The 10,314-nt window shown below is 35.1% G+C and carries 11 protein-coding genes; 6 read left to right on the forward strand and 5 right to left on the reverse strand.

The window, feature by feature from the left end; translation table 11 throughout:
* Positions 1 to 158 precede the first annotated feature (158 nt).
* Entirely contained in the window at positions 159 to 506 is a 348-nt protein-coding gene (locus tag V7150_RS25065; RefSeq protein ID WP_335523694.1) for a HesB/YadR/YfhF family protein, read from the forward strand.
* A gap of 77 nt (positions 507 to 583) precedes the next feature.
* Here the strand turns inward: V7150_RS25065 and V7150_RS25070 are convergent, their stop codons facing one another.
* Complete coding sequence (locus V7150_RS25070; RefSeq protein ID WP_335523696.1) at positions 584 to 1,117, reverse strand: hypothetical protein; 534 nt, start codon at positions 1,115 to 1,117, stop codon at positions 584 to 586.
* Between the two features lie 415 nt (positions 1,118 to 1,532).
* On the opposite strand from V7150_RS25070, the gene atpB reads away from it, so the two are divergent.
* The 5 genes from atpB (at position 1,533) to V7150_RS25095 (ending at position 5,636) form a co-directional block, all read left to right on the forward strand.
* A complete protein-coding gene (gene atpB, locus V7150_RS25075) occupies positions 1,533 to 2,198 on the forward strand; it encodes a F0F1 ATP synthase subunit A (protein WP_420490331.1) in 666 nt (221 codons plus the stop codon).
* Positions 2,199 to 2,221: 23 nt separating this feature from the next.
* On the forward strand, positions 2,222 to 2,617 hold the full coding sequence (locus V7150_RS25080; protein WP_335523699.1) for an ATP synthase F0 subunit B: 396 nt from the start codon (positions 2,222 to 2,224) through the stop codon (positions 2,615 to 2,617).
* Positions 2,618 to 2,621: 4 nt separating this feature from the next.
* Positions 2,622 to 3,587 (forward strand): AtpZ/AtpI family protein, encoded by a 966-nt coding sequence (locus V7150_RS25085; RefSeq protein WP_335523701.1) that lies wholly within the window; start codon positions 2,622 to 2,624, stop codon positions 3,585 to 3,587.
* A 275-nt stretch (positions 3,588 to 3,862) separates the two neighbouring features.
* Positions 3,863 to 5,119 (forward strand): DUF445 domain-containing protein, encoded by a 1,257-nt coding sequence (locus V7150_RS25090; RefSeq protein ID WP_335523703.1) that lies wholly within the window; start codon positions 3,863 to 3,865, stop codon positions 5,117 to 5,119.
* Positions 5,120 to 5,270: 151 nt separating this feature from the next.
* Positions 5,271 to 5,636 carry a cytochrome-c oxidase gene (locus V7150_RS25095; RefSeq protein WP_335523706.1) on the forward strand — a complete coding sequence of 122 codons (366 nt, stop codon included), beginning with the start codon at positions 5,271 to 5,273 and terminating at the stop codon, positions 5,634 to 5,636.
* A 140-nt stretch (positions 5,637 to 5,776) separates the two neighbouring features.
* Here V7150_RS25095 and V7150_RS25100 read toward each other — a convergent pair whose 3' ends face one another.
* From V7150_RS25100 to alaP, 4 genes are all read right to left on the reverse strand, one after another.
* Positions 5,777 to 6,625, reverse strand: coding sequence for a TIGR03943 family putative permease subunit (locus tag V7150_RS25100; RefSeq protein WP_335523709.1), 849 nt, complete (start codon positions 6,623 to 6,625; stop codon positions 5,777 to 5,779).
* Between the two features lie 12 nt (positions 6,626 to 6,637).
* Positions 6,638 to 7,522 (reverse strand): permease, encoded by an 885-nt coding sequence (locus V7150_RS25105; protein WP_335523711.1) that lies wholly within the window; start codon positions 7,520 to 7,522, stop codon positions 6,638 to 6,640.
* 147 nt (positions 7,523 to 7,669) lie between these two features.
* Entirely contained in the window at positions 7,670 to 8,494 is an 825-nt protein-coding gene (locus tag V7150_RS25110; RefSeq protein WP_335523714.1) for a 5'-nucleotidase, lipoprotein e(P4) family, read from the reverse strand.
* 269 nt (positions 8,495 to 8,763) lie between these two features.
* Positions 8,764 to 10,164, reverse strand: coding sequence for an alanine permease AlaP (gene alaP / locus V7150_RS25115; protein WP_335523716.1), 1,401 nt, complete (start codon positions 10,162 to 10,164; stop codon positions 8,764 to 8,766).
* Positions 10,165 to 10,314: the final 150 nt, after the last annotated feature.

Raw genomic sequence — 10,314 nt, forward strand, 5'->3', positions numbered from 1 at the left:
GTGAACAATTCAAAGCTAAAAAATGAACATTTTTTTAAATCATTGCGGTTAGGTGAAGATTGTGAAAAATGTCACATGCAAAATTCTTGAAAAGATATAATCTTTCAATATAAGGAATTGGAGAGTAACCTCAATTTTTCCGATTCATCTAAATCCTTATGCAATATCAACTAGGAAAAGGTTGGTGTATAAATATGTTCATATCTATCGACGAAAAAGCTTCTTCATGGTTCACAAGAGAATTCGAGCTCAATAAACCATTCAGTATTAGGATGTTTCCTCAATATGCCGGATTTGGACAAAAGCATAAAGGATATAGTCTTGCTTTTTCTGTTGAACATCCAGCAAATATTGGCTTTACTAAAGAAGTTAATGGAATTACCTTCTATGTTGAAGGGAACGATGTTTGGTTTTTCGAAGATACTGAGACTTACTTATCTTTTGATGATTTCCTTGACGAAATACAAGTCACATTTAAAGAAGACATGGTCACAGCAATTAATTGATTCAATGATAATAAGTTATCCATAGTAAAAAAAAACAAGCCGGATGATTTTTCCATCCGGCCTTTTTTCATTGATTATTAGTTTACTTGTTTTCCTAAGCTTGGTGGAAGTAATTTTTCACCTTCAAATACTTTGCCAAGTTTTTCTTCACCTTGTGCGAAGATTTCATCCGCTGCATCAAGTGATGGAGCATCCTTTTTCAATTCATCTGCTTTAGCTTGGTACGAAGCGGCATAATCCTTTACTGCTGCCTCAAGATCAGCTTTTTTGTCCTTCAGCTCTGCAGGGATTTGCACGCTATTTAGCTCTGCAGCAACAGAGGCTGCTGAATCACTTGCTTTAGCCCTATCCTCGGCAGTTGGTAATTCTTCAGGCTTTGCACCTTCCTTGGTTGCTTTCGCCACATAACCATTTAAATCAGCATCTTTTGCATTAATTTTATTTCCAAGATCCATATAGAATTTAACTAATTCCTTTTTAACATCCACCTTAGGTGCTGCTGCTTCTTTTGGTTCTTCTTTCTTTTCTGTTTTTGCCTCTTCACTGCCTGTACAAGCAGTTAGACCAATGGCCATAGTTAAAGCTGATAATGATACTAAGAACTTTTTCATCTGAGGTTCCCCCTATTTATCTTTTTTATACCTTGATTATTTTACCATTTAATAAGACGAAAAATATACTAAAAGGTTTCAAAAATTAAATTTTTCTAAACTTTTTTAATATAAAGTAAAAGATTAAATACAATAATCTTTTCTGAAATTACTATTCTAAACAAAATAATTTGTAAAACCTACGTAATGCTAGCAATCTTTCCAACCGTGTTTCACTTCACTATTCAGAAAATTAAGAAATAATTGTGAACTATGTTACAATAATGAAAATTTTGGTATATAATAAACATGACATAACTTAGTCCTTTCACTCAAAGGTTCCTTATCATTCTATTTCTATATTTTTCATAGAAAGGAGTTGAACATTACGGAACATTCGAGGCCTCAGGTAATTTGGTTTAATTTAACGTTTGATTTGTCCATCATCATAACCACAACTATCGCTGCAATTATTGTTTTTCTCATAGCTTACTTTTTTACCAAAAATTCTTCAACAAATACACCGAACAAATGGCAGAATTTTATGGAATGGATTCTGGAATTTGTTAATGACATCATGAACTCTTCAATGGTAGTTTCCAACAATTTATTTATTTTGTCGACCGGGGTTTCTCTTTTAATGTATCTATTCATTGCCAATCTTATGGGAATCCCATTTTCCATTATTACTGTTGAAGAACATTCTGTTGCCTGGTGGAAATCTCCTACTGCTGACGCACATGTTACCATGACGTTGGCCATCATGATCATTGCCTATACCCACTTCATCGATATCCGTTTACACGGCTTCAAACATTTTTTTGTAAGCTTCTTCAAACCATTTAAGATCTTGTTTCCTATCAATGCCATAGAACAGCTTGCCACAACCTTAACGCTCGGTCTCCGTTTGTTTGGGAATATTTATGCGGGGGAAGTCATGCTGTCTCTTTTAGCAAGTGCTGTAACTCATGGATTTGTTATCAGTCTCCTTGCTTCTGTCCCAATGTTAATCTGGCAGGCATTCTGCATTTTTATTGGTGCGATTCAAGCGTATATATTTGTAACTCTGACAATGGTTTATATTGCTCATAGATTAACCTAAATAAATGAAGGGAGTAGTATAGTATGGGGGATTTTACGTTATTTGGTCTTCCAATTTCTTTAGGCACAATGATCTATCAAGCTATTATTTTTACCGTTTTAGTTTTTATTTTAAAGAGGCTTGTTTTTAAAAGGCTTGTGGATATTCTTGAGAAAAGAAAAACCCACATAGAAGATCAACTGAAATTGACTGAAAAATATAAATTTGATACAAAAATCAATTTTGAAGCTAGCGAAGACATTCTTAAACAAGCTAAAATAGAAGCAAGGGAAATAATAAAGCGCAGCGAAAAAGAGGGAAAATTAATGATTCAAAATGCTAAAGAGGGGGCGAAACAAATTCAAAAAGAAGCCAAAGAAGAAGCATTCCTATCACATTCACTCTCCTATCCCCAAAACACTCAAATAAAGGGGGCATAAAATTATGAAGTACAATTTTACAAAATACTTGAGCAGAGTGACAGAAAATCTCGAATTAGGTTTTGAAGAAAAGTGGATTTACGTTCATTACTCTATAGGATCTAGCGAAATATCTGCTTGTCTGTTGAAAAATGAAAATAAATCTGAAGAAGAGTATCTCGAGACGTTTTTCGAAGAGAATAAAGTGTCAGCAGAAATGAAAAAAGAGGTTATGAAATTTTTTAAAAATGAAAAGAACCGCAGTGATACACATTGGAATGAGTTCACAAGCTTTCTTATGAAAGCACTTTCTTTAAACATGGTATTTGGGATAGCCATCGCTATATCGGTTTATGCTGGGTTTAAGCTTGGAACGTTTCTTGATGGCCGATATGAGATATACCCAACCTTTACATTAATCGGTACATTTTTAGGAATAGGAATTGGCGGACTAACTGTTTACTCAATGGTTCAAAAATACTTTAAATCACCCATACAGAAAGATACGGAAAATGAGAATACAGTAAATATGGATTTAAAAGATAGCAAAAACTATCCAATTATAGATGTGACTATTGAAGATGTACGGAGAGCTGTAAGGACGTTTTCAAATAATCTGCCAAAGGGAGTTTTCCGGACCATTCTTGTTCAACAGGATAATAGTATCGACTTTAAACAGCTTGCTTCACTTCTTGGCGGTACTCCTTCTAAAAAATTCTATATGTCAAAAGAAACCTATGATTTATTTGAAGAAAGTGAAAAACAAATTCCAATAGAAATGGATATTATACAAAAGGCCGTTGATCAATATGTAAAAGAGCATAAGGAATATCCCATGTTAAAATTTGATCCACATCACAGGGTGAATTATTATCAGCTATTACAGGACAAGTACCTTAAAGCAGCTCCTAAAACACAATTTTATATTACTGACCTGGATGGTCTGATAACACATATTATGCCACAGAAAAAAAACTCCTCTCAAAGCTGAGAGGAGTTTTTTGATTACATATCCTTTAATAAATCCAGGCACCATCTTTACCGATTTAGTTCTTTTCAATTGTAGTGTTGACCGCCATATGCCCATCATCTTAAAGAGAGTTCCACTATTGTTAACAAAGTAACTTTTTTCTAACAAAAAAAGTATTTTTACTTCTTTTTAAAGCAACTACTGTTTTAAAAAGATGTTTTTTTTGCTTTTTTTTCAACTATATTGAGATAATAGCACTAAACAATAATATTTATTTAAAAACGAGGGGTATAAAGATGTTAAAACAGAAGAATAAATCGCAGCATTTAGCGACTATTTCTCTTGCAGTGATGGCAATCGGATTTCTGATAACTATGCCAATACGAGATTCACTATGGGGAATCATTCTGCAGGGTGGTTTTGAAGCAGGGCTTGTTGGGGGCCTTGCGGATTGGTTTGCTGTTACCGCCTTATTTCGACACCCATTAGGTATTCCAATCCCCCATACGGCATTGCTGCCAAAAAACCGAAAAAGAATTATCGCGGGGATTATCTCGATGCTTGAAAACGATTGGCTGACGAAAGAGAGCATTCGAAAAAAAATTGATACTCTCAATTTTTCTGAAAAGCTGTTTTCGATTATTGACAAGGAAATTCATTCAAAGGCAGTTCAAAAAAACTTTATCATTCTGATTCAACATTTGATTAAAACGATAGATACTAAGAGAATTGCTCCGGTAATTGAAAATGAATTAAAATCACAGCTAAACAAATTAGATACTAAGAATTTCCTCCCTTTGATAATCGATCAGGTTATGGAAAGAAAATACGATGAAAAAACACTTGATTTTATTCTAAAAGAGGTTTATGAGTGGGCGAAAAAAGATAGTACGAAGTACAAGCTAGGCGGGTTAGCAGTTGACGCTGTAGAAAATATTAAAGCCGATGGGTTTATGCAATTTGCATTAAAGTCATTTAGTAATCTCGTTAACGAAGAAAAGCTGGGTAATATTATCCAAAGCATTATTCTAAAAGGAGTGGACAGCTTTCGAGATCCCTTTAATCCAAATAGAAAAACATTAATGATTCATATTCATAATAAGTTGCAGTCAGTAAAAAATGATGAAAAAGTTTACGAGGAACTTAATCACCTAAAGACTCAATTGATTGCAAAATGGGAACCTCAAGAACAAATTATTTCTTTACTTAACAATCTGAAGCAAAAAGCGCATGATTTCGTCGAAGAATCAAGCTTTTTCGATCATTATATTCTCCCGATTATCATTGATGGGCTAGAAAATTTAAAAGCAAATCCTGAAAAAGTCAATTCTTTAGAAACTTGGATTAAGCAGCAAATTTCTAGCTTTGTTGATAAAAATCATACAAAGATTGGCAAGCTTGTCGAGGAAAATTTAGAAAGACTTGATGATAAAACCCTCATTACAATGGTTGAAACAAATGTAGGCAAAGACCTGCAATGGATCCGTGTTAATGGGGCTGTTTGCGGATTTTTAATTGGGCTTGTATTAGTAGGTATAAAAGCCTTACTATAAACGATAGAGCCGCCTATAAAAAGGCGGCTTTTTTTATTTCTTTAGAAAAAAAATCATGTTTTGTCCTTAAAAAACTAAGTTCTTTTTTAAAATATCCCCTCATATTTAGTACTGTAGTCACTATTTTTAAATTTAAAGGGAGGGAAGAAAGATGGCAGTTAAGTTAATTAAGATTTCTGTTTTGTATTTTGTCATCGGTGTCTGTATCGGTATGTATATGTCAATGACAGAAAAATTCAGCTTCACACCCGTTCATGTTCATATTATTTTATTAGGCTGGATGTCAATGGCACTCGCAGGACTTATCTATGTCGTTTTTCCAACTGCAGCCAAAACTGCACTTGCAAAGGTTCATTTCTGGCTGCATAATATCTCCTTACCAATCATGATGATTGGGCTTGCATTCCTTGTATCAGGGATGGATAAAGCCGGGCCTGCGGTCGCTACCGGTGGTACATTGATGGTTTTAGGAATCATTGTCTTTGCAATCAACATTTTAAAAAATGTGAATAACTAATCTGACCTTATTTTTTCCCCTTTTTAATCTAGATTAATTGAAATGCTAAATTGTCTACTTTTATGAAAAGACACCGAGATTTCGGTGTCTTTATTACATTATAAGAATAAATTTTCGACTTCCTCTAAACTGATGCTTTTCTAATACCCTCTAAAAACATATTGCTCTTTTGGAGCATCAGTTTTTGACCACTCTTCGACTTTTAAATAGGGAATATTGGTTTTAAATGGCTGATAATAAATCGTGGAGATTTTCCCTTTCACTGTAACCCACTCATCATTTTTCAACTTCGTGCCCTCCGGCATGTCAACAAGCATTCCAAAGACTCCGGAGTCAGCTATACAGTGGATAACACCAAATCTGAAGACAAAAAGCTGATTCTTATCGATGGTTTCCTTATCATTGAAAACAAACCCTTTAAATTCAATTTCTTTTCCTAGAAAATCACCTGGAAAATTATAAATTGTTTCCATTCCTTTTAGGTAATTTTGATCATTCAGGACAATCGTACTTTGATCTACGTATTTTTTCTTTTCCTTTTTCATTAACTTATCATAGTCATCTTTTCCATAATATACACTTGTATCTGGTCGAAGAAATTGCTGCTGCATAAACGAGTCCCCTTGTCCTTCATCATAAATAGGAAAATGGAATCCTTTTGCCTTCACAATATTGGAATCAAGAGTGGCGATGGGAAAAAATAAACCAGAAATAATCGGAAAAGCAAAAATTGGGTAGACATACAACTTTTTATACCACTTATCTTCTTTTGAATGATTGTGACCACAATGATCATGGTCGCATCCGGTATCTTTTGAAGGCTCCTTATTCAGCATCAGAATTTGAACAATGGTTAACAATAGTAAGGCATAACCAGCAGCTGCTGATAGGTAAGAATATTTCATATTGATATATTTATTAATATCTCCGGTAATATGAAGGTGAAATATTAAATAAGTAAAACCTATTAGGATCAAACTTCTAATCATCGTAACAACTCCTTAAAACAGCAAAGAGTATTCAAAAACAATTACAAAAACAGCAACAACAATCATAAGGACAAGGCGTTTTTTAAATGTTGCAAGCATCATCATTAAATTTTTGATATCCACCATTGGCCCAAAAACTAAAAATGCTAGTAGTGACCCAGTCGAAAATGTCGTTCTAAAAGAAGATGCAATAAACGCATCTGCTTCTGAACATAATGAAAGAATAAACGACAATGCCATCATGACGAAAGAGGACGATGCAGGTCCTTGTCCAATGGAAACAAGCGTTGACGTTTTAACATATGTTTGCACCGCTGCAGCAATGAGAGAACCAATTACTAAATATTTTCCCATTGAGAAAAATTCCTCTACTGCATGTTCAAGTGTACGCCAAACTTTCTTCCAAAAAGTAATCTTTTCATGATTATGATGGTGATGATAATTTTCTTTAAATGGATTTCCCTTATATCGATAGGCAATAAATATGCCTGTTACTATTGCAACAATAATGGCACCTATTCCGCGATAAAGCGGCATTTTCCAGTCACTGCCGAAAGCGATATAGGTTGCAAATAGTACAACTGGGTTAATAATCGGCGCCGTAAGCATAAAGGCAATGCCCGCTGAAATCGGTACACCTTTTGATACAAGCCGACTGACAATCGGAACAATCCCGCATTCACAAGATGGAAATAATATTCCTAAAAAACTTGCAAATATCACCGCAAGAACACGATTCTTAGGCATTATTTTAGCAATCATTTCTTCGGTAACAAAAATTTGAATAATTCCTGAAATTAAAACTCCTAAAGTTACAAAAGGTAAGGCTTCGATTAAGATTGAAATAAAAATGGTATTCATCTGTAAAAAAGATTGCGGTAATGATATACCAAACATAGCAGTCCTCCTATATAACAAGACTCATGGAAACTACTATACTCTCATCATTAAATTTCGTCCAACGAAAAATATGGAATAAACAAAGAAATAATTCCTGTTAAGAAACGAAAACGCCACCGTCCAAATGATGGCGGCAGCGTTCCTCTATCGTTGGTAAGTTTCTAAGTATTTCTTTCTTAGCTTCGCTTTTTCTTCATCTGATTTTCTGTAATTATAATCATAAACAGCACCTTCCCAATCTCCGTACATAGGATTAGGGAAAACGATTAGTTTTTTTCCATATTCTTCTTCAGATTTGTCAACAGCTTGAATCCTTTCAGAAACTGATAACATATCAAAACCGCTAAAATCTCCTAAGTTGTCCCCAAATAGCAAAACGATTTCATGTGTTTTGGCAACTTGGATACGTCTGGTTTCTTTGCCTTTTTCACCAGGCTGCTTTAATAAAACATGATCTGCATCCACTTGAGGTGCACCAACACTTTGTAAATTTTTCATTGTTGCCTCTTTTTGAGCCTCCTTACGGTTGGATATGTAGTAAATCTCCACATCCTTTGAGTCTGCATATTTTAAAAATTCAACCGCACCAGGCAAAGGCATAGCTACACCCCTGTTAAACCACTCACTCCAATTGAATGGTTTACCTTTCCCATTAAGCACAAACCATGCAAGATGGGGGCTGTTATCAAGGATTGTCTCGTCAATATCAAGAACAATCGCGGGCTTTAAACCTTTATTTTTTGATCGTTTACTTAGGATTTCATCCAATCTCATTTTTCCTATATTATAACCTTGGTAATATAAGGCCTTTGCTTCCCCAGATTTTTGGTACCAGAGAACAGACATTTTATTTTGATCATACAAATTTAATGATGATCTTGCTATAGGTTTAGGTTTAGCTTTTACGTTCACACTCGTAAGAGAGAGCAAAAATACCAAAGCTAGGAACCATCCTGTCAACTTCTTCATAAAAGTGGACCTCCTTTTTAATACACAATGTTAGTATGTGAAAAAAAGAAAAATCCAAGCTATCTTTTAAAGAAAACTCGCCTATTGGCAAGGACAAAGGTGTAGTTCATCGAAAAGCATAGCTTTTTGAATGCGAAGCTTATGCTCACTAAGCTTCCCATAGTGCACTTATGCCCGATAGGAAAGTTTTTCTATCCTATCGGGCAAGAAAAAAGCAGAGGGCTCCATTATTTTAGAACCCTCTGCTTTATTGATGTTTGAGTAAAAACTTAGCCAACTCTTTTTTTAGATGTTGTATCGATTGAGTCTCGTTTATGAAAGCCTTTTATATAATAAACCACAACCAAGAAGATTAGGAAAAGTGGTCCGATCACCAAAGCAATTCTAGTATCAGGATTATAAGCCATCAACCCAATTACAAAGGCTAAAAAGGCTAAAGCAATATAAGAAGTATATGGGAATAACGGCATTCTATATTTCAAAGATCTCGCTTCACTCGGTTTTAAGGTTTTACGATAACGAATTTGCGACAACAGAATGATTCCCCAAGTCCAAATGGCACCAAAAGTAGCAATACTTGTAACCCATGTAAAAACTTTTGCAGGAACAATATAATTTAACACTACTCCAATTAAAAGTGCACCCGCAGAAGCCAACACTGCAGCTCCTGGAATCCCGGTTTTTGTTACTTTTCCAAAGTTCCGTGGTGCTTCACCATGCTCAGCAAGGTTAAATAACATCCGAGCCGTACTAAAAATCCCACTATTACAAGATGAAAGTGCTGCAGTTAGTACAACAAAGTTAATTATTCCGGCTGCACCTGGTATTCCGATTTTTTCAAAGGTTAGCACAAACGGGCTTCCTTTTGTTCCAATTTCCTCCCAAGGATAGATAGACATGATGACAAACAAGGCACCAACGTAAAAAATGAGAATTCGCCAAAATACAGTATCTATTGCTCTAGATAGAGATTTTTCTGGATTTTTTACCTCTCCTGCCGTAACCCCAATCATTTCAATACCAAGATAGGCAAACATAACCATTTGCAATGATAGTAAGACACCTTTTATTCCATTTGGTAAAAAACCGCCATGATCCCATAAATTCTTAATACCTGTGGCAATTCCGCCATTACCAAAGCCAAAGAAAATCATTCCGACGCCAATTGCAATCATCGCAATAATCGTGATAATTTTAATAAGGGCAAACCAGAATTCTAATTCCCCGTATGCCTTTACCGCAAGGAAGTTTACAGCTGCCATAATCACTAGTGCTGCCAGCGCCCAAATCCATCTCGGAACATTCGGGAACCAATATTCCATGTATATGCCTACAGCTGTAATCTCGGCCATACAGGTAACAACCCATAAAAACCAATAGTTCCAACCGGTAATATACCCCGCAAGCGGTCCTAAGTAATCACGAGCATATTTACTAAAAGAGCCTGCCACCGGTTTTTGAATCGCCATCTCTCCTAGGGCCCTCATGATAAAAAACATGATTAACCCACTAACAGCGTACCCCATCAAAATACCCGGTCCAGCCATTTTAATTGCGGATGCCGACCCAAGAAATAATCCAACCCCAATTGCTGCCCCTAGGGACATTAATGTAATATGTCTTTCTTCTAAACCGCGTTGAAGTTCTTTCCCATGAGTGTTTTTACTCATATAGTAATCTCCCCCTGATTAACAAACTTCTAATTTCTCATCCATCCAACTTGTCCTTTGCTCACCTTTTCTTCTATAAAGAAAAGAGAAAAAATATTTATAACTTTCTTAGGATAAAAATAATATTATTTATTATATACTACAAAAAAT

It is taken from the genome of Neobacillus drentensis, assembly GCF_036965245.1.
GTDB lineage: Bacteria > Bacillota > Bacilli > Bacillales > Cytobacillaceae > Neobacillus > Neobacillus drentensis_G.